The 19,458-nt window shown below is 43.5% G+C and carries 16 protein-coding genes; 13 read left to right on the top strand and 3 right to left on the bottom strand.

Annotation, left to right across the window (positions count from 1 at the left end):
- Positions 1 to 130: 130 nt before the first annotated feature.
- Complete coding sequence (locus F955_RS01660) at positions 131 to 3,565, bottom strand: Rne/Rng family ribonuclease (protein ID WP_004890383.1); 3,435 nt, start codon at positions 3,563 to 3,565, stop codon at positions 131 to 133.
- Between the two features lie 96 nt (positions 3,566 to 3,661).
- Positions 3,662 to 3,829 carry a hypothetical protein gene (locus F955_RS16560; RefSeq protein WP_155757520.1) on the bottom strand — a complete coding sequence of 56 codons (168 nt, stop codon included), beginning with the start codon at positions 3,827 to 3,829 and terminating at the stop codon, positions 3,662 to 3,664.
- A gap of 507 nt (positions 3,830 to 4,336) precedes the next feature.
- On the opposite strand from F955_RS16560, the gene F955_RS01655 reads away from it, so the two are divergent.
- The 7 genes from F955_RS01655 (at position 4,337) to F955_RS01625 (ending at position 12,423) form a co-directional block, all read left to right on the top strand.
- The gene (locus tag F955_RS01655; protein WP_004890381.1) at positions 4,337 to 5,305 is read left to right on the top strand and encodes an RluA family pseudouridine synthase; all 969 of its coding nucleotides are present in this window, start codon (positions 4,337 to 4,339) and stop codon (positions 5,303 to 5,305) included.
- 375 nt (positions 5,306 to 5,680) lie between these two features.
- Positions 5,681 to 6,349, top strand: a complete 669-nt coding sequence (locus tag F955_RS01650; RefSeq protein WP_004890378.1) for an HAD-IA family hydrolase — start codon at positions 5,681 to 5,683, stop codon at positions 6,347 to 6,349.
- 407 nt (positions 6,350 to 6,756) lie between these two features.
- Complete coding sequence (locus F955_RS01645; protein WP_004890376.1) at positions 6,757 to 7,554, top strand: 2-keto-4-pentenoate hydratase; 798 nt, start codon at positions 6,757 to 6,759, stop codon at positions 7,552 to 7,554.
- A gap of 21 nt (positions 7,555 to 7,575) precedes the next feature.
- Complete coding sequence (locus F955_RS01640) at positions 7,576 to 8,472, top strand: acetaldehyde dehydrogenase (acetylating) (RefSeq protein ID WP_004729408.1); 897 nt, start codon at positions 7,576 to 7,578, stop codon at positions 8,470 to 8,472.
- 11 nt (positions 8,473 to 8,483) lie between these two features.
- Positions 8,484 to 9,503, top strand: a complete 1,020-nt coding sequence (gene dmpG / locus F955_RS01635; RefSeq protein WP_004813375.1) for a 4-hydroxy-2-oxovalerate aldolase — start codon at positions 8,484 to 8,486, stop codon at positions 9,501 to 9,503.
- A 491-nt stretch (positions 9,504 to 9,994) separates the two neighbouring features.
- Positions 9,995 to 11,284, top strand: coding sequence for an OprD family outer membrane porin (locus F955_RS01630; protein WP_004890373.1), 1,290 nt, complete (start codon positions 9,995 to 9,997; stop codon positions 11,282 to 11,284).
- 278 nt (positions 11,285 to 11,562) lie between these two features.
- Positions 11,563 to 12,423 carry an alpha/beta fold hydrolase gene (locus tag F955_RS01625; RefSeq protein WP_004813371.1) on the top strand — a complete coding sequence of 287 codons (861 nt, stop codon included), beginning with the start codon at positions 11,563 to 11,565 and terminating at the stop codon, positions 12,421 to 12,423.
- A 394-nt stretch (positions 12,424 to 12,817) separates the two neighbouring features.
- On the opposite strand, the gene hcaR is transcribed toward F955_RS01625, so the two are convergent.
- Positions 12,818 to 13,720: a DNA-binding transcriptional regulator HcaR gene (gene hcaR / locus F955_RS01620; protein WP_004813369.1), complete on the bottom strand. Its 903-nt coding sequence runs from the start codon at positions 13,718 to 13,720 to the stop codon at positions 12,818 to 12,820.
- A 279-nt stretch (positions 13,721 to 13,999) separates the two neighbouring features.
- Here hcaR and hcaE point away from each other — a divergent pair, with 279 nt between their 5' ends.
- The 6 genes from hcaE to hcaD all read left to right on the top strand — a co-directional run bounded on the left by hcaE (position 14,000) and on the right by hcaD (position 19,296).
- On the top strand, positions 14,000 to 15,367 hold the full coding sequence (gene hcaE, locus F955_RS01615; protein ID WP_004781815.1) for a 3-phenylpropionate/cinnamic acid dioxygenase subunit alpha: 1,368 nt from the start codon (positions 14,000 to 14,002) through the stop codon (positions 15,365 to 15,367).
- Positions 15,364 to 15,882 (top strand): 3-phenylpropionate/cinnamic acid dioxygenase subunit beta, encoded by a 519-nt coding sequence (gene hcaF, locus F955_RS01610; RefSeq protein WP_004781816.1) that lies wholly within the window; start codon positions 15,364 to 15,366, stop codon positions 15,880 to 15,882. The genes hcaE and hcaF overlap by 4 nt, the downstream gene beginning before the upstream one ends.
- Positions 15,882 to 16,208, top strand: a complete 327-nt coding sequence (hcaC, locus tag F955_RS01605) for a 3-phenylpropionate/cinnamic acid dioxygenase ferredoxin subunit (protein WP_004781817.1) — start codon at positions 15,882 to 15,884, stop codon at positions 16,206 to 16,208. The genes hcaF and hcaC overlap by 1 nt, the downstream gene beginning before the upstream one ends.
- Before the next feature lie 2 nt (positions 16,209 to 16,210).
- Positions 16,211 to 17,026: a 3-phenylpropionate-dihydrodiol/cinnamic acid-dihydrodiol dehydrogenase gene (gene hcaB / locus F955_RS01600; protein ID WP_004781818.1), complete on the top strand. Its 816-nt coding sequence runs from the start codon at positions 16,211 to 16,213 to the stop codon at positions 17,024 to 17,026.
- A gap of 70 nt (positions 17,027 to 17,096) precedes the next feature.
- Positions 17,097 to 18,062: a 3-carboxyethylcatechol 2,3-dioxygenase gene (locus tag F955_RS01595; RefSeq protein ID WP_004890370.1), complete on the top strand. Its 966-nt coding sequence runs from the start codon at positions 17,097 to 17,099 to the stop codon at positions 18,060 to 18,062.
- Between the two features lie 4 nt (positions 18,063 to 18,066).
- A complete protein-coding gene (gene hcaD, locus F955_RS01590) occupies positions 18,067 to 19,296 on the top strand; it encodes a 3-phenylpropionate/cinnamic acid dioxygenase ferredoxin--NAD(+) reductase subunit (protein WP_004890368.1) in 1,230 nt (409 codons plus the stop codon).
- Positions 19,297 to 19,458: the final 162 nt, after the last annotated feature.

Here is a 19,458-nt window from a genome sequence, read left to right as displayed (position 1 = left end):
ATGCAATAACTGTCCGTTGTAGTTTTAATGGTTGATTTAAAGAGTAATCAACCTAATTTGACAAAATCTAGCAAAAAAAACCTAGTCACCGAAATGACTAGGTTTTTTTTAGTTACTGCAATTGGGCGAATTATGACTCAGTTGCAGTATTGGCTTTCTTCGGTGGACGGCCACGTGGGCGACGCGGACGGGCAGGAGATTTCTCTGCTTTTTCCGCTTCTGTTTCCACTGTTTCTGCTTTTGCTTCAGCTGCATTTTCAGCTGCTGATGCTTCTTCTTCAGCGGTAGCAACTGGTGCTTTAGCTGTAACAGATGCATTTTCAGGCTGGTCTGTAGCTTCTGGCTCAGTTTGAGCTGCTGTTACTGCAGTCTCAGGTTGATCAGCAACTAAAGGTTTAACAGGCTCGTCAGTTCTTAGAACTTCAATCGTCTCAGCTTGTTGTGCTGCCACAGCCTGAGCTTCAGCAGCGGGTTCAGTCGGTTTTTCTTCCGGTTGAGCTGCCTGTTTTGCTTGTGCAAGTGCCTGTTCCGCAGCAAGTTTTGCCAGACGACGACGCTCACGTGGATCGTTAGCTACACGCTTTTCTGACACAGGTTTTGGTGGAGTCAGATCCAGTACCGGAGCAGGTTCTGGTTCAGGCTGAGCCTTGTTCACCTCTACATCACGCGTCACCGGTTTTTTCTCGGCGGTCACTGCTACAACAACAGTTTCATTGTATTGCTGCGTGAACTTGTCCAGTGCACGGTTGAAGGTCGCCATCAGGCCGAACTGCTCAATCAGTACTGAACAGTCTTCACCGTACACATGACGGATCAGGCTGCCTACGGTGTACTGACCAAGTGTCGGTACTTGTGAAGGACGAAGCTGAGCGGCCTGAGCCTGCTGACCTTGTGCCGCACGACGGTCACGACGACGTTGACGTGGGTCATTGCTGGCACGAGACTTTTCAGCTTTCGGCGTTACTTGTTCAAGCGCTGCTGCTGGAGCAGGGGCTTCAGTCAGATCAACCGCTTCAGTTTTCTCTTCCAGTTCTGCTGCCATCGTTGCTACGGCTGGTGCCTTTTCAGGTGCAGTTTCTTCAGCCGGAGTAGCCACTACAGGTGCTGTACCGTTCAGCGCTACGATTTCACTTTGGCCTTGATCGACATTCACCATCATAGCTGTTGGTGTAACGTCCTGACGCGGTGCATCAATCAGCTCTACGCGTACTTGACGTTCATTAGCTGCTGGAGCTTCAACTTGAGCAGGTGCTTGTGGAGCAGCCGTTTGCTCATTCAGTACGCTTTGATCGCGGTGGCGATTAGGACGTTCTGGACGTTGCTGGTTACGACGGTCACGACGTGGCACAGCTGCTTGCGGTTCAGCTTGAGCATCCTGGTTGTGCTCCTGCTGATGGCGCGGGTTCTTGCGCTTTTGCTCACGTTGTTCTTGACGCTGTTCCTGGCGAGACAACTGAACCACTTCTTCATGCACTTGTTGCGGTGCATTATCATGTTGTTGCGGTTCGCGTTGCTCTTTGTGCTTGTTGTTGCGCTGTTTTTTATGGCTGCGTTGTGATTTTTCTTCACGTTCAGCCTTTTCAGCCTGATCACGCTCTGGCTTGTGTGCCACAGTTGATGGTGCAAGGTAAGCATTGCTACTTGGTGTAGCAGCTGGTTGTGGGACATGCTGCGACGCCTGCTGTGCAACAGGTGATGTAACCTGGCCGAATTGACCACGACTGACTGCGCCATTATTTACCAGCTGTTCAATCGCAGCAGCTGCATTATTGGCAGTGCGAGATTGATCCACAGTGGCAGCCTGTTTTTGTACAAACAGGTTTTCTAACCAAGCACATGGGCTGGCAGCAGTTGCAGCAACCTGAGCAGGGGCCTGTTGGGCAACCGGCGCTTGCTGTGCATTCTGGTTCTGGTTTTGCTGGTTTTGATGTTGATTATTACGGCGTTTATTGTTTCTGCCATTGTTTTGTTGCTGTACAGGCGCTGGTGCAGCTGCATGCGCATTTTGTTCTTCTTCTAAATGCCACTCAGAAGACTCATAACCCAGTTCTTTTTCACTTGAACGTGTTGCTTCAGTACGTTCATAGCTCGTCGGTGCAAAACCTTCAGGATTATAAGAAATCTCGTAATGCGGCGTTTCCAGGTGCGGGTGCGGCAATACAGTCACACGTGTACTTGAAGTCTGTTCCAGGTAAACCAAGCTGTGACGCTTTTCATTCAATAAGAATGCAGCGATTTCAACAGGTACTTCAACCTGAACTTCACCATGACGTTCACGCAGAGCAATTTCTTCCACTTTACGCATGATTGAAAGTGATAAAGAACGCAGGTCACGCACCATACCTGTGCCATGACAGCGTGGGCAGACATAGCCCGTGGCTTCTTCAAGCGAAGGACGTAAGCGTTGACGGCTCATTTCCATCAGACCAAAACGTGACAATTGACCAAACTGGATACGTGCACGGTCACTTTGGGTTGCTTCACGCAGTTTTGCTTCAACCATGCGCTGGTTGCGGTCTTTGGTCATATCGATAAAGTCGATCACGACTAAGCCGCCAATATCACGTAAACGTAACTGGCGTGCAATTTCTTCAGCAGCTTCAAGGTTGGTATTTAACGCGGTATCTTCAACGTCCTGACCACGAGTCGATTTTGCTGAGTTGATGTCGATCGACACCAATGCTTCAGTCTGGTCAATCACGATTGAGCCACCTGAAGGAAGTTTCACTTCGCGCTCATAAGCCGTTTGGATCTGGCTTTCGATACCGAAGTGCGCAAATAATGGCTCATTTAAAGTATAGGTTTTGAGCTTGTCTAACTGACGTGGCATGACCGCTTTTACGAAGTTATAGGCTTCATTATAGGCTTGTTCAGAGTCAATCAGGATTTCTGCCACGTCGTCACGTAAATAATCACGGATCGCACGAGTTACTACGCCTGCTTCCTGATGAACCAGCATTGGTGATGGACCAGAGCTTGCAGTGCTTTGGATTTGCGCCCAAAGGTCAAGCAAGTGCTGAAGATCAAGTTGCAATTCTTCTTGAGAGCGGCCGATCCCTGCAGTACGTACAATCACGCTCATACCACGCGGTACATTTAAAGAGGCCAGCATCTCTTTCAGCTCTTCACGGACTGAACCTGAAATCTGACGGCTGATACCACCACCTTTCGGATTGTTCGGCATCAATACCAGATAACGGCCAGCAAGAGAAATGAAAGTAGAAAGGGCAGCACCTTTATTGCCACGTTCTTCTTTTTCCACCTGAACCAAAAGCTCAGTGCCTTCAGTAATCAGTTCGCGGATATTCGAAGTTTGGCGAGGATCTGCTTTGTAGTAAGTATTGGCAATTTCACGCATCGACAAGAAACCTTGACGACCCGCACCGTATTCAACAAATACAGCTTCTAAAGAAGGTTCTACGCGAGTCACGTGACCTTTATAGATATTAGATTTCTTTTGTTCACGGGTACGATTCTCTAAATCGAAATCGTAAAGACGCTGACCAGTGACAAGTGCAACGCGAATCTCTTCGGCATGTGTTGCATTAATCAACATACGTTTCATGGGTGTAACACCTTATAGTGATACACAGCAAAAAATCGCTATACACGTAGCGAACATCACACATCACGGATCAATGGCTCAAATCTGCAATGAATTTCATTGTGGTTTGAGTCTTTTATTCCCAGCGTCTATTTTGATATAGATCAGCTTTGGTTTTGATTCACGTATTGATGATGGCAATACGGCTTCAATCTTTAAACGATTAAAGTCACCTGAACGCTTCACTGGCGGACGAGCGGTGCATTGGATGTGAGTAACTTTCACTGTCACATTGCTCGAAGATCATCCCTTCTTTATAGATAGAGTGTCTTGATACGGAATTATCGTCGTACCTTTACAAACTGTGCAGATCCAATGCATCAAACGCTGTAGCCTGAAGTCGTCTTCAGGGTGCGACTAATCTGATGTGTATCAGTTTACGTTTAAAAGCCAACTAGGTTGGCGACATATTTTTTCAGACAAACTGATTTATGTACCTGAGGTACAATTAAACGCAACAGTTTGCTTTTTTGCCGATATAATAAGCCTTCGGCGTCGGCATAATTCTTTTGGGACCTTCCCGTATTATGTGAGGGTTTAATTGAATGATCATGTACAGAAATAAATCTGTCATGCACCAACTTTTACTCACAAACGATGGTTTCCGTGCGCTGACTATATCAAACCTTGAATCATCTGCCTATGGGCTAAGCTTATGTTTCTTGTGTAAAGCATAGCCTAAGTGGTCATTTATTAATCAATTTCAATCAATTTTTAGGTCATAGTAACTGTATGAATTCTACGCAACAATGGCAAAACGTCACGTGGTTTGAGGTGGATGAGCACCAAGATGGACAGCGAATCGATAATTTCCTGTTTAGCCGTCTGAAAGGTGTACCAAAAAGCCGCATCTATCGTTTGATTCGTGAAGGCCAAGTTCGCGTTAATAAAAAACGAATTAAGGCAGAAACTAAACTGGCCATTGGTGACCAAATCCGTGTGGCACCGATACGTTATGAACAAAAAGATGAATCTGCTGCACCGGTTTCTGACAAGGTGGCTCAAGGTCTGTTGGCACGTGTAATCTATGAAGATGAAGGTTTGATAGTTGTCAATAAACCTTCCGGGATTGCAGTACATGGCGGTAGCGGTGTGGCCTATGGCCTGATCGAAGGTCTGCGTGCTGCAACAGGTAAAAAATACTTGGAGCTGATTCATCGTATTGACCGTGATACTTCAGGTCTGGTGATGATCTCGAAAAAACGTAGTGTGCTTAAAACCCTGCAAGATTTATTACGTGAATATAAAATTAAAAAAACTTATGTGGCAGTCGTGAAAGGGCAAGTAAGTCTGGATAAGCAACTTATTGATGCACCTTTACACCGTTATGAGCTGTCTAATGGTGAACGTCGTGTCCGTGTTTCTAAAGAAGGTAAGGATTCGAAAACCCAGTGGAATGTAGCAGAACGCTTTATGCATGCCACACTGGTCTATGCATCGCCATTGTCAGGTCGTACCCATCAAATTCGTGTACATGGTTTAAGCATTGGTCATCCGCTGGTGGGTGATGAAAAGTATGGTCATGAGACGGAGTATCGTGGGCCAAAACCACGCCGTTTATGTTTGCATGCCATGCGTCTGGAGATTCCGGGTTATCCGACCATTGAAGCGCCATTGCCAGAGGATATGCAAAGTCTGGTGGCACAGTTAAGAGCACAGAAGGCAGATAAGGTTGTAACACCTGCGGAAGATGATGAGTAATCACCCTCATAATTTTTCTTTGATATTTCTAGATACTTAGAGAAAGTTCTCCCTCTTTTTTAAAGAAGGGTTAGGAGATATTTAAAATCTCTTAATTGTTGTTAAGTACAAGGCAATGCCTCAAAAGACCTTTATAAATTAAAGAACTATTTCGTAGGCTAGCCTTACTTTTCAAAGATGAAAAGTAACAAAAATCTTTTGTAGATCTGATGGCACTTCCTTGTGCCACAGATCTACAGCGACATCCATGTCGCAATCAAATAGCCAATATCTGTTGGGAAATTGCGTAATAGTAATTTTAGAATGAAACTCACTCTTCTTTTTCAAAAGAGGTTCGAGGTGGATTTAACCCTGAATCAAATCTAGGAAATCTTTATGAACTCACCTGTAAAACTGGTCATTTTTGATTGGGATGGCACTTTGTTTGATTCAGTTGGTCAAATTGTGGCTAGCCTGCAATTTGCCGCGCAGCAATTTAATCAACCGCTGACCGATGCTGATGCCAAAAGTATTATCGGTTTAGGTCTGCCGGAAGTCGCACAACGATTATTCCCAGCTGTGCCAGAATTGCATGTGGATATTTTGCAGGCTTATTCAGAACATTATGTAGCGAACTCTGTTGAGGATGCCTGGTTTGAAGGTGTATCTGAGATGCTATACGCATTAAAAGATCAAGGGATTAAACTGGCTGTCGCTACAGGTAAAAGCCGTAAAGGGTTGGACCGTGTATTAAAGCAGACCAATAGTCTGGAACTCTTTCATGCGACTCGTGCTGCCAGTGAAACGCGTTCTAAACCAGATCCTTTAATGTTGGCTGAAATCCTGGCAGAAACTGGTATACATGCCCATGAAGCGATTATGGTGGGGGATACCTCTTATGACCTGGAAATGGCGCTGAATATTGTCATGCCAAGTGTAGGCGTAAGTTATGGTGTGCATACGTCAGAGACTTTAGCGAAGTTTAATCCGCTGTCGATTGTGAATGATGTCAGCAGCTTACATGAGTTTTTATTGGCTAAAGTCCAATGGAAGGAAGCGATTTAATTCAGTATGCTGGGTTTTATCAAATGACAGACAATTTATACAGTTTAAATGTCTGTCATTGAATTAAATTCGCGCATTTAGTCTAATCTTTTAGTCTAAAGCTGCAAACTTGATCAATTTGAACGACCAAAATTGTTGAGAATTTCACTCGGTATTTTTCTATTAAAATTAATCAAATTATTGTTTTATATGAATTAACATAAGAAATATTTATAGCTATTAGCTATAGCGAAAAATAAAATAACTATTGGCATTCATTCATTAATTTTCCGATTCTTAGACTGTTTATTTTTATGCTCTTTTCAGAATCCGCCACTTTTCCAAATTGCAGAACGTTTTTTGCTCTTGGTCTGGCTCGGTTCTGGATTCCAGTATAAACCTCATTTTTGCAGTTTAAGGAAACATTGATGTCGAATTCTGCTGTCGTTGAATCAGTTGCTCAAGCACTCCGTAGCGCTGAATTATCAAAAACTGCGATCACACCGATTCGCCCACAGCTGGGTGGCGAGAGTGCTGACGTGGATATCGCCTATGCCGTTCAGGAAGTGAATACAGCACGTGCATTGTCTGAAGGCCGCCGTTTGGTCGGTCGTAAAATTGGTCTGACCTCTAAAGTGGTTCAAGCACAACTAGGTGTGGATCAGCCTGACTTCGGTATGTTGTTTGCCGACATGGCCTATGGCGATGGTGAAGCGATTCCTGCAGGTGTTTTGATTCAACCTAAAGTTGAAGCGGAAATCGCATTGGTGATCAAAGAAGATTTAACCAAAGAAAAACATACTTACGCAGACATTATCAGTGCAACTGACTATGCACTTCCTGCAGTCGAAGTGGTTGATAGCCGTATCGAAAACTGGAAAATCAGTTTAATCGACACCGTTGCAGATAACGCATCTTCAGCGGCTTTTGTATTGGGTTCACGTCCTGTGAAACTCGACAACCTTGACCTTGTAAATTGCAAAATGACCATGACTCGCGCAGGTGAAGTGGTATCACAAGGTATCGGTAAAGCATGTCTTGCAAATCCATTGAATGCAGCAGTTTGGCTTGCAGACGAAATGGTACGTCGTGGTCGTCCATTGTTAAAAGGCGACATCATTTTGACAGGCGCTTTAGGGCCAATGGTTGTCGCAAATGCAGGCGACGAATTTGTCGTTGAGATTGAAGGCTTTGGTTCAGTAACAGCTGCTTTTGCTGCTGAATAATCGAATATTGAGAGTACATTCATGAAAAAGATTAAATGTGCAATGATCGGTCCAGGTAATATTGGTACGGATTTGCTTTACAAGTTACAACGCAGCGAATGGTTAGAACCAGTATGGATGGTGGGTATTGACCCAACTTCTGAAGGTCTTGCGCGTGCAGCGAAAATGGGTTTAAAAACTACTGCTGAAGGTGTAGATGGTCTTCTTCCTCACGTTCTTGAAGATGACATCAAAATTGCATTCGACGCAACATCTGCCTACGTTCACGCTGAAAACAGCCGCAAGTTAAATGAACTTGGCGTGCTCATGATTGACTTAACGCCTGCAGCGATTGGTCCATTCTGCGTACCACCAGTGAACCTTGAAGCATTGCTTGCAGCTGGCGAAGTGCCAAACGTAAACATGGTAACTTGTGGTGGTCAGGCAACAATTCCAATGGTTGCTGCAGTATCTCGCGTTCAACCTGTTGAATACGGTGAAATCATTGCAACTGTATCGACTAAATCTGTTGGTCCTGGTACACGTAAAAACATTGATGAATTTACGCGTACAACTGCAGGCGCAATTGAGAAAGTTGGTGGTGCGAAACAAGGTAAAGCGATCATCATCATTAACCCGGCTGAGCCACCACTGATGATGCGTGACACTGTTCACTGTCTAGTAGAAGGTGAACCAGATCAAGCGGCGATCACTGAATCAGTACACGCAATGATTAAAGAAGTTCAAAAATATGTACCAGGTTATAAACTTGTAAACGGTCCTATTTTTGACGGTAACCGTGTTTCTATCTTCCTAGAAGTAGAAGGTTTGGGTGACTTCCTGCCGAAATATGCAGGTAACTTAGACATTATGACAGCAGCAGCTGCACGTACTGCAGAAATGTTCGCTGAACACGTATTCAACAAAGAAGAAGCTTAAGGAGCAACCACATGTCTAAGATTATTGTTCATGATATGACTTTGCGTGATGGTATGCACCCACAGCGCCATCAAACCACTGTTGAGCAAATGATTGCCATTTCAACAGCACTTGATGATGCAGGCGTACCTTTAATTGAAGTGACTCACGGTGACGGTCTTGGTGGTTCATCAGTGAACTACGGTTTTGCTGCTGCAACGGATGAAGAATATCTGTCTGCTGTTGTACCACGTATGAAGAACGCAAAAGTATCTGCATTACTTCTTCCTGGTATCGGTACGGTTGACCATTTGAAAATGGCACATGAAATTGGTGTATCTACCATTCGTGTGGCGACGCATTGTACTGAAGCGGATTGTTCGGAACAGCACATTACCGCTGCACGTAAATTAGAAATGGATACAGTGGGCTTCTTGATGTTAGCTCACATGGCTTCACCTGAAAAATTGCTTGAAGAAGCAAACAAGATGGTGTCTTACGGTGCAAACTGTATTTATGTGACTGACTCTGCGGGTTACATGCTTCCTCAAGATGTGATCGACCGCGTAGGTCACTTACGTCAACACTTGGATCCAAGCATCGAACTTGGTTTCCACGGTCACCATAACTTAGGTATGGGTGTATCAAACACTGTTGCTGCTGTTCAAGCAGGTGCGGTACGTGTTGACTTAGCGTCTGCTGGTCTTGGTGCTGGTGCGGGTAACACACCACTTGAATTGTTCATCGCTGTTGCAAACCGTATGGGTATGGACACTGGCGTTGACTTGTTCAAAGTACAAGACGTTGCTGAAGACCTGGTGATTCCAATGATGCACAACCCAATTCGTGCAGACCGTGATGCGGCAACTTTAGGTTATGCGGGTGTTTACTCTTCATTCCTGTTGTTCGCGAAACGTGCTGAAGCGAAATATGGCGTTTCTGCGCGTGAAATCCTGATGGAACTTGGTCGCCGTGGTACGGTTGGTGGTCAGGAAGACATGATCGAAGATTTGGCATTAACAATGGCGAAAGCACGTGAGCTTCAAGCTTAATTGTTAAAACGCAAGTTTTAAAAAAGCGTCCGAAAGGGCGCTTTTTTATTTTTAAATTTAAAAATATTTAAGCAACACAATTAAAAATAAATTTAGAAATAACTTATGTATGCTGTCGTACATAAATATTTGAACTGCGAAATAAATCCCCTGAATTAAATATCTATCATATTTTTTATAAATACAACTTATAGTTTTTGGGTATTATAAAAAGCCTTAAACGTAAAAACGATTAAAAAATAGATTTTAAAGAGTTTATATATTTTTTAATCTTGAATTTGAAATATAGAACAAAGAGTTATTTTCATTGTTTAGTAAAATAATAAAAAATATCTAAGATTTTAAAAATATTAAAGAAATGATAAATATATTCAAATAAATCCAGAAAAATAATTGGGATCAAAAAGTTAATACTGTGGTCGGATTTTAAATAAATACGTTGTTCAGCATGATGCAGCCATTACTTCTTATGTTGGTTAAGGACAAAGAAAATGCGTCGTCATAATTTATGGATAGCAATCATTGCTGCAACAGCGACTTTAGGAATAACAGCTGCTCAAGCTGATTTTATTGACGACAGTAACGTTCAATTAAAATTTAAGAATTTTTATTTAGAACGTAATTATGATAATGAATCTCAAAAAAACTATGGTAACTGGACGCAAGCGGTAACACTAGATGCTAAGTCTGGTTATCACGATATCGGTGGTGGGGTTCAGGTAGGTGCCGATCTATTAGCACAATATGCCGTAGGTTTGAAATCTCCTGATAATGTGAATGATATTCACATGCCATATAGCAACAAAGAGCAGAAGACTGAACGTGATAATGCCAAGTTGGGCGTAACCTTAAAAGCAAAAGTTGGTCAAACTGAATTGAAAGTAGGTGACTTACAACCCCTGTCACCAGTGGTGTTCTTTGATCCATCTCGTCAATTGCTAACGACCTATAGTGGCGCATGGCTAGAATCTAAAGATATCAAAGACACTAAACTGACCTTGGCTTATATTGATGGTATTAATGCGCGTTATGATAATCAATATCAAAATTTAACGCTGTTCCCGCAAAATGATTTTGCTAAAGCTGAAGCTGCAGGTCTATCCACTGATGACGGTATGTATATCGTAGGAATCGACCATCAATTCACACCTGAATTTACTAGTAGCTATTGGTATGCCGATGTGACCAATATCTATAAACAGCATTATGTAGCTACAGATTATAAAACAACTGTCGGTGAAAAGACTAAGCTCGATGGACACGTTCGCTACTTTGATAACAGTGAATCTGGTGACAAACTTTATGGCAATATCGATAGCCAGGCGGTTTCTGCAGGCCTAAAAGTAAATCAGGGTGCTCATACAGTTCAGTTGGGCTATCAGCAAATGTTTGGTGATCATGGTACGAGAGCCACTATGTTCCCGACTCTGGGCGGATGGGTTCCACAACCATATTTAGACAACTGGTCTGTAGCAAGTTTTATTCGTAAAGACGAAAAATCATGGAGTCTTGGTTATACCTATGACTTCTCAGAGCTGGGTGCGAAAGGTTTAACTGCAACTTTACGTCATTTTAAAGGATGGGACGTAGACAATGGTGCTGGCAATAAGCGTGGTAAGGAAGATGAAAACAATGTAATTGTTAATTATGTTGTTCCTGAAGGTAAATTAAAAGGCTTAGGTTTCCAATACATGTTCATCGATACCAACTATGACAATATTGCAGGTGGCTTTGATTTGCAGGAACATCGTATTGCAACAACTTATACCTATAAATTCTAAAATTGAGAATTTAAAAGAGCGGTATACTAATACCGCTCTTTTTTATGTCATTTGAAATTTAAAGCCTGAGTATTCATAAGGAATTATTTTTAAAATAATTATATAAAACAATATCTTAAATTATATATTTTTTATAGTATGCAATCGTAATTTTGTATCAGTTGAGCTGTGCTAAGCGGTTAATATAAAGCTGTAAAAATTCATTTTTTAAAGAGTCAACTTGCCGTCGACCTCTGAATAGATGGACACGCAAGCTAAAGACTGTACGAGGAATCAACATGAGCACTGTTCAAATCCCTGATTATAAAACAGATCCATTCTTTGGCTTAGAAGACAAATGGATTGAAACTGCAGAAGGTGAGTTGACTCACTACCACGAAATTGGTGAAGGTACACCAATTCTATTCCTTCATGGTTCTGGTACTGGCGTATCTGCTGCTGCAAACTGGTGGTTGAACCTGCCTGCAATTGGTGAGCAAGCACGTTGTATCGCAATTGACACGATTGGTTATGGTCAAACTGTTGTTGCACCTAACACTGCTTATGGTATCCGTGCCTGGGTTGATCACGCGATCCGTACTCTAGATGCTCTTGGCATTGAAAAAACCTGGTTGGTAGGTAACTCTTTAGGTGGCTGGTTGGCATTCCAATTGGCACTGGATTATCCAGAGCGTGTTTTAGGTATTGTATCTATGGGTACCGGCGGTGCAAAACAGACTGCTGCACTGAAAGCACATGCAAATCCAGTATTGACCGAAGAAGGTATCAAAAAGACACTTTCTATGTTCGTTGTGAACAAAGACCTGATTACTGATGAATTGGTGAAAGTACGTTTTGCTTCTGCTGCAAATGACTATGCATCAAACCGTTTGATGGATGTTGTAGGGGCACGTGACCGTGACCGTTTCGAATTCCCGTTAGACTTCGAAAAGATGAAAGACATCACTGTTCCTGTACTTTTGATTCACGGTACTCAAGACGTGGTGATTCCAGTTTCTCGTACTTGGGACATCCTGAACATCGTGCCAAATGCTGATGCACATATTTTCAGCCAATGTGGCCACTGGTCTCAAGTTGAAAAAGCAGATGAGTTCAATACTGTCATTAAAAACTACCTGGCTGTTCACGGCGTAAAATAAGTCGTAGCTCGGTGAAAAAGGATGGCTGAAGCCATCCTTTTTTTATACTTAAAAAGATAAAATTAAATGCATTCAATGAGGGTGATTCTCATTAACCACTGATTTAGATTTAAACATAATTTGCACAATATCTTTGGCGTCTAAATCCTTTTTTCTTACCCTTAAAATCGCATTAGACTTAAGTTGTAAAAGCAGGGGGTGGTTTGAGTATTAAATAATCAATTTGGAAATTTTGATAGATTTTTTTAATATAGCGGTTGGCAGAAATATAGATTAAAACGTTAAATACAGATGTTTCTGTTTGATTAAAAAATACACATTTGAATTGGGGGAATAAAAAACGCGCCTCTGAGCTTGTCAGTAAGCGCGTCGGGATTAAGCTAAAGGCTTATTTTTACTGATCGCGATTAATATCGAGATAGAATACACGTGTCAGTAATTCAAGGAATTTCTTCACTGCAACCGAATTGCCATCTTTACGGTAGCTGACATACAGATCCAGATAAGGCAGTTCAACGTCTAAGGGACGAATCACCGTATTGTTCATGGTCAGTGGCGCGATATAGCCTGGCAGAATAGTACAACCTAAACCAATCCCGATCGAGTTGATGTTAAACAGAATATTGTCTGCTTTCTGCACAATATTAAATTCAATACCATTGGCTTTAGCGAAGTCCAGGATAGCATTGTGCAGCGTCAATGACTGTTCTGCTGAAGGAATAATAAAATCAATGCCATTGAGGGCTTTCACCGGAATACGGTCATATTTCGCAAGTGGATGATCTTTCGGAAGAATAAAGATTAATGGTTCACGAATGACAAACTGGCTTTCAATCTCGTCACTGTTGAAGTTATGACGGGTAAAGGTCAGATCTAGCTCACCTTTTTTGAGCAGTTTCATCTGTTCAGTGTTATTCAGGCTGAGCAGTTCAATTTTCAGGTCTGGATTTTGAACGCGCAGATTTGGCAGCACATAAGGGAAGATTTTCATCTCTGCTACAGGAACGAAACCAATGCGCAGCATCTGCTGCTTGGCTTGTGATACCTGGCGTGCCATGGCAATCGCTTTATCTGCTTGAGCCAGCGTCAGGCGTGCCTGTTCAAGGAATACAGCACCTTCCTCAGTGAGTTCGACTTTACGCTTAGTACGGTTGAGTAGCTTTACGCCGACATCTTCTTCCAGGTCTTTGATTTGCTGACTCAAAGAAGGCTGTGCCGTATAAAGTTTGAGTGCCGCCTTGCTAAAGTTCAGTTCTTCAGCAACGGTAATAAAGTAACGAAGATGTCGTAATTCCATAAAACTAGCCCGCCGAGTAATCCAAAAAATGTATTACTATAATTTTCAGGCAGTATAGTGCATAAGCAACTATATGGTGAAGCTTATTTTACCATTCACAAAGTAAATGAATGTGTCGTAAAAAAAGTGTTTTAATGGAGAATATCGCCAAGTGATTAATTGGTGAAATCTATTAATCAAAACAAAAAAAATATTTCCGCAAATTCACTCAAAAATCCATCATCGTTGAAAAGTTGAGTCTATTACTTTGTGCCATATCTGGTCACAGGAGAGCTTTTCATGAGTGGAAAAATTGATGTGCGCGAAATCGACGCTTTAGTCGATGCACAAAATGGACGTATCACGCCATCTATCTATACAGATCCTGACATTTACGAATTAGAACTTGAACGTGTCTTCGGTCGTACATGGTTGTTCCTTTGCCATGAAAGCCAGATTCCTAAGGCCGGTGACTTCTTCAATACCTATATGGGTGAAGATCCAATCATCGTGGCACGTCAAAAAGACGGCTCAATCAAAGCATTCTTAAACCAGTGCCGTCACCGTTCTATGCGTGTGAGCTTTGCTGACTGTGGTAATACACGTGCATTCACTTGCCCGTACCACGGCTGGTCATACGGTATTGACGGTTCTCTAAAAGACATTCCGCTTGAAGATCGTGCTTACCCACATGGTGCATGTAAAGAGCAATGGGGTCTGGTAGAAGTTAACCGCGTTAAATCATACAAAGGCCTGATCTTCGGATGCTGGGATGAAACTACGCCAGATCTAGAAGAATACATGGGCGATATCGCTTGGTACCTGGACGGTGTTGTCGATCGTCGTGAAGGCGGTACTGTGATCGTGGGTGGTGTACACAAATGGGAAATCGAGTGTAACTGGAAATTTGCAGCCGAACAGTTCGCATCTGACCAATACCACGCGTTGTTCTCTCACGCATCTGCAATTCAGGTACTTGGTGCAAAACCAGACGACGAATCTTCTAAGAAATTAGGTGCTGCACAAACTGCTCGTCCAGTTTGGGAAACTGCGAAAGACGCGATCCAATACGGTTCACGTGGTCACGGTTCAGGCTTCTTCTTCACAGAGAAACCAGATGCAAACGTATGGGTTGACGGTGAAGTAGCGAACTACTTCCGTGAAACTTACGAAGAAGTGAAAGAACGCCTAGGTGAAACTCGTGCGCTTCGTTTAGCGGGTCACAACACCATGTTCCCTACATTGTCTTGGTTGAACGGTACTGCGACTCTTCGTGTATGGCACCCACGTGGTCCAAACAAAACTGAAGTTTGGGCATTCTGTATCTGTGATGCGGACGCACCAGAAGATGTACAAGCAGCATTTGAACGTTCTGCAACTCGTGCCTTCGGTCCTGCAGGCTTCCTGGAGCAAGATGACTCTGAAAACTGGATCGAAATCCAAAAAGTTTTACGTGGTTACAAAGCGCGTCAAAACAAACTTATTATGGAAATGGGTAAAGGCAACGAGAAAGTACGTGAAGATGGTATCCCGGGTATCACTAACTATATCTTCTCTGAAACTGCAGCACGTGGTATGTACCGCCGTTGGGCAGATTTATTGATTCATGAAAAATGGGAAGACGTTGAAGCTGCGGCTGACGAATACGAGAAGGAGCTTATGAAATGAGTCAAATCAGTTTAGAACTTCATCACCAAATTAGTCAGTTCCTGTATCAAGAAGCCAAGCTTCTTGATGACTGGAAATTCCGCGAGTGGTTAGACACGCTGGCTGAAGATATTTCTTACACGCTACGTACTACACCAAACGCTCAAACGCGTGACCGTCGTCGTTCAGTTGAACCACCTACTACCTGGGTATTCAACGATACGAAAGATCTTCTGGAACGTCGTGTTGCACGTCTAGAAACTGGTATGGCTTGGGCTGAAGAGCCTCCATCACGTACCACTCACATGGTGAGCAACGTGATTGTTGAGCCAACTGAAGTTGAAGGCGAATACGATGTGTACGTGACATACCTACTGTACCGTACCCAGAAAGAGAAAGACGTTACGATTTACTGTGGTAAACGTCATGACAAGATCCGCAAAGTTGAAGGCGGCCTGGGCTTCCAGATCTTCAACCGTAAGATCACGCTTGACCAAGTTACCTATAACTCACATAACCTGAGTGTGTTCTTCTAATGAATAAGATTTTTGTTTGCCAAGTTGACGAATTAGACGAAGGCGAAGCGTTAAAAGTGGATTGCGGCGTAAACGGTATCGAAGCGCTTGCAGTATTCAACAACGGTGGCGAATTCTTCGCAATGAACGACCGCTGTTCACACGGTAATGCTTCTATGTCTGAAGGCTACCTTGAAGACGACGGTACAGTGGAATGTCCACTTCATGCAGCTCGTTTCTGTTTGAAAACAGGTCAGGCACTTTGCTTACCAGCAACTGACCCAATTCAAACATTCCCAGTTGTACTTGAAGATGGTGCGTTATACGTAGAGATGGCAGGAGAGTAATCATGGGTTGGCTACAAGGCGAAGTTGCACTGATCACTGGTGGTGGTTCAGGTCTCGGTTGGGCACTGGTAGAACGTTTCCTGGAAGAGGGTGCACAAGTGGCCGTTCTTCAACGTTCACAGTCTAAAGTCGATGCACTGAATGCACATTTTGGTGATCGCGTGCTGGCAATCGCAGGTGATGTGGCCAGCTATGAAGACAACGTCCGCGCTGTTAAAGCAACTGTAGAACGTTACGGTAAACTCGACTGTTTCGTGGGTAATGCCGGTATCTGGGATCACTATGCAGATATCGTCAATACTTCAGGTGAGCAGCTGGAAAAAGCCTTTGATGAGATTATGGGGATTAATACCAAATCTCTGATCTTAGGCGCGAAAGCTGCACTTGATGAGCTCGTGAAATCTGAAGGTTCGATCATTTTTACACTGTCAAATTCTGCACTTTATTCTGCAGGTGGCGGTCCAGTTTACACAGCATCGAAACATGCCGGTGTAGGCATTATGAAAGAACTGGCCTACGAGCTTGCGCCTAAAGTACGAGTGAACGCCGTTGCGCCATCAGGTATGAATGTGAACATCAAAGGTGCTGCATCTTTAGGTCAGGAAAATCTTGGTCTGCTTGATGCACGTGATCCTGAGAAAATCGCACGTGGTATGCCACTGAATTTCTTACCTGAGCCGGAAGATATGACGGGTTCATATGTGCTCTTGGCATCTCGTCAAAATAACCGTCCACTGACTGGTGTTCTGATCAATGCAGAATGTGGTCTGGGGATTCGTGGTTTACGTCAACCACGTGCCGGTTTCTTTGACGAATAAAAATCTAGTCTAAATCAAATAGACTTACCGGCAGCCTCCTCTTGGCTGCCTTCCTTTTAAGGAGTCTCTCATGGCCGTTAAACTTATTTGTGCATCGCACAGTCCTTTAATGGAATTTGCTTCACCGCAAGACAAGGCACAAGAACAAAAAGTTCGTGATGCTTTTGAAAAATTGTCTGCTGAAGTAAAAGCTTACGACCCAACCCTGATCATTACTTTCGGTCCTGACCATTTCAATGGTTTCTTCTATGACCTGATGCCAAGTTTCTGCGTGGGTATCCGTGCAAAAGCAGCAGGTGACTGGGACTACGGTAAAGACAACGACCATATCGATGTACCTGAAGACAAAGCTTTGGGCTTGGTTCGTCGTGTACTCGATGAGGGCGTGGACGTTGCGTATTCTTACCGTATGCAAGCCGACCATGGCGTGACTCAGCCATTGCACTTCCTGTGTGAAGGCAAACTTGATCGTTATCCAACGATTCCAATTTTCATTAATGGTGCTGCAGCACCAATGCCAACGACTAAGCGTACGATCGCTTTAGGCCGTGCTGTAGGTCAGTTCATCAAATCTCTGAACCTTGAAAATGAGCGTGTCCTTGTTTTAGGTACAGGTGGTCTGTCACACGATCCACCAACTCCGCAAATGGGTTCTGTACCACCAGAAGTGGAAGAGTTCCTGATTGCAGGTCGTAACCCGACACCTGAAGCACGTAACGCGCGTCAGTCAAAAATTATTGCAGTGGGCCAGAAACTGGCAGCGGGCGACACCTCTGTTGCAGTTCCTCTGAATGCTGAATGGGATATCGCATTGCTTGAAAAATTCAAAAATGCTGATTTCGCTGCACTAGAAGCCATGACTGAAGCTGAAATCCGCCGTGATGGTGGCCGTGGTGGTCAGGAAGTTCGTTCGTGGATGGCGGCATTTGCTGCTTTAAGCGAAATGGGCGAGTACGAAATGACAACGCACTGTTATGAAGAAATCAGTGAATGGATTGCGGGCTTCGGCATCGTATCTGCAGAGTTAAAAGGTTAAAGACATGAGCAACATCGAAACCATCGTAATTGTAGGTGCTGGCCAGGCAGGTGCAAGCGCGATTTTAGAACTTCGTGGCAACAAATACGAAGGTAAAATCATTCTGATCGGTGATGAAACGCATCTTCCTTATGAGCGTCCACCACTGTCTAAAGACGTGATTCTAAAACCTGAAGAGACCAAGATTGAAATCCTGTCAGAAGAAAAACTGGCGGAACTTGGTGTAGAAACCATTCGTGGCAATGGCGTGAAAAAAATCAACGCTGAAGCGAAAACGGTTGAACTTCAAAATGGTGACGTTGTTGCTTATGACAAACTGTTGCTTGCTACAGGCGGCGCAGCTCGTCGTCTGCCGAACTTCGATGCGCTGGGTAAACATGTTTATACGCTACGTAACCTAGAAGATTCACAAGCACTGGTTCCAGTATTGCAATCAGGCCGTCGTATTGTCCTGATTGGTGGTGGCGTGATCGGTCTGGAACTGGCTTCTTCAGCACGTTTCAAAGAGTGTCAGGTAACTGTGATCGAAATGGGTCCTATGGTGATGGGTCGTTCATCGCCACGCATCCTGAGCGAATTCTTGCTTGAACAGCAAAAATTAGCAGGTGTGGATGTTCGTCTTTCAACTTCAATTGCAGACTGCAAATTGGATGGCGAAGAAATCGTGGTGACATTGGGTGACGGCGAAGAACTTCGTGCAGATGCTGTAGTGTACGGTATTGGGATTGTGCCAAATGCACAGCTTGCGATTAAAGCAGGTCTAGACGTTGATCTTGCAATTAAAGTCAACGAGAACTGCCAAACCTCAAATCCTGACATTTATGCAGCGGGTGACGTTGCGACTCAGCTTCGTGACTGTGGTAACCACCGCCGTGTTGAGACTTGGGAAAATGCCAATCTTCAAGCAGGTATTTTTGCACGTCATGTGATGGGTGTTGAGCATCCTACGCCAAACCCAGCATGGTTCTGGACAGACCAGCTCGACATTAACTACCAATTCGTAGGTGATATGGCTGCAGCTGAATGGCATGTTCGTGGTGAAATCAAACCTGAACTTCGTGGTGAATCATCATTTGTCTTGTTTGGTGTGACTGATGGTGTGATCGCAGGTGGTATTACGGTCAATGCTGCGAAAGAAATGCGTCATCTTAAAAAGTTGATTAGCAAGCAAGCTGCATTTGAAGCAGATAAATATTTGGATCTAGGCCAAGATCTTCGTAAGCTTGTGAAATAACTTTGCGTTATTTATGAGTTTACAAAAGGGCAGACCTTGGGCAACCTAGGTCTGCTTTTTTATGCACTTTACTTTGTTGTCACGACCTTAGTTGTCATTATATTTGAGTAAAGTTTGCGTATAGGTGATTTTTACTTTTAAAAGATTAAAAGTAACAAAAAT

Source organism: Acinetobacter schindleri CIP 107287 (assembly GCF_000368625.1).
Classification (GTDB): domain Bacteria; phylum Pseudomonadota; class Gammaproteobacteria; order Pseudomonadales; family Moraxellaceae; genus Acinetobacter; species Acinetobacter schindleri.
This window is presented reverse-complemented; position numbering and strand designations above follow the sequence as displayed.

Excerpts from the sequence above, each read along its gene's own strand:
- F955_RS01650 (WP_004890378.1), top strand. The coding sequence starts at position 5,681 with ATGAACTCACCTGTAAAACTGGTCATTTTTGATTGGGATGGCACTTTG.
- hcaR (WP_004813369.1), bottom strand. The coding sequence starts at position 13,720 with ATGGAATTACGACATCTTCGTTACTTTATTACCGTTGCTGAAGAACTG.
- F955_RS01630 (WP_004890373.1), top strand. The coding sequence starts at position 9,995 with ATGCGTCGTCATAATTTATGGATAGCAATCATTGCTGCAACAGCGACT.
- hcaC (WP_004781817.1), top strand. The coding sequence starts at position 15,882 with ATGAATAAGATTTTTGTTTGCCAAGTTGACGAATTAGACGAAGGCGAA.
- hcaD (WP_004890368.1), top strand. The coding sequence starts at position 18,067 with ATGAGCAACATCGAAACCATCGTAATTGTAGGTGCTGGCCAGGCAGGT.
- hcaF (WP_004781816.1), top strand. The coding sequence starts at position 15,364 with ATGAGTCAAATCAGTTTAGAACTTCATCACCAAATTAGTCAGTTCCTG.
- F955_RS01655 (WP_004890381.1), top strand. The coding sequence starts at position 4,337 with ATGAATTCTACGCAACAATGGCAAAACGTCACGTGGTTTGAGGTGGAT.
- F955_RS01660 (WP_004890383.1), bottom strand. The coding sequence starts at position 3,565 with ATGAAACGTATGTTGATTAATGCAACACATGCCGAAGAGATTCGCGTT.
- F955_RS01640 (WP_004729408.1), top strand. The coding sequence starts at position 7,576 with ATGAAAAAGATTAAATGTGCAATGATCGGTCCAGGTAATATTGGTACG.
- F955_RS01625 (WP_004813371.1), top strand. The coding sequence starts at position 11,563 with ATGAGCACTGTTCAAATCCCTGATTATAAAACAGATCCATTCTTTGGC.
- F955_RS01595 (WP_004890370.1), top strand. The coding sequence starts at position 17,097 with ATGGCCGTTAAACTTATTTGTGCATCGCACAGTCCTTTAATGGAATTT.
- hcaB (WP_004781818.1), top strand. The coding sequence starts at position 16,211 with ATGGGTTGGCTACAAGGCGAAGTTGCACTGATCACTGGTGGTGGTTCA.
- dmpG (WP_004813375.1), top strand. The coding sequence starts at position 8,484 with ATGTCTAAGATTATTGTTCATGATATGACTTTGCGTGATGGTATGCAC.
- hcaE (WP_004781815.1), top strand. The coding sequence starts at position 14,000 with ATGAGTGGAAAAATTGATGTGCGCGAAATCGACGCTTTAGTCGATGCA.
- F955_RS01645 (WP_004890376.1), top strand. The coding sequence starts at position 6,757 with ATGTCGAATTCTGCTGTCGTTGAATCAGTTGCTCAAGCACTCCGTAGC.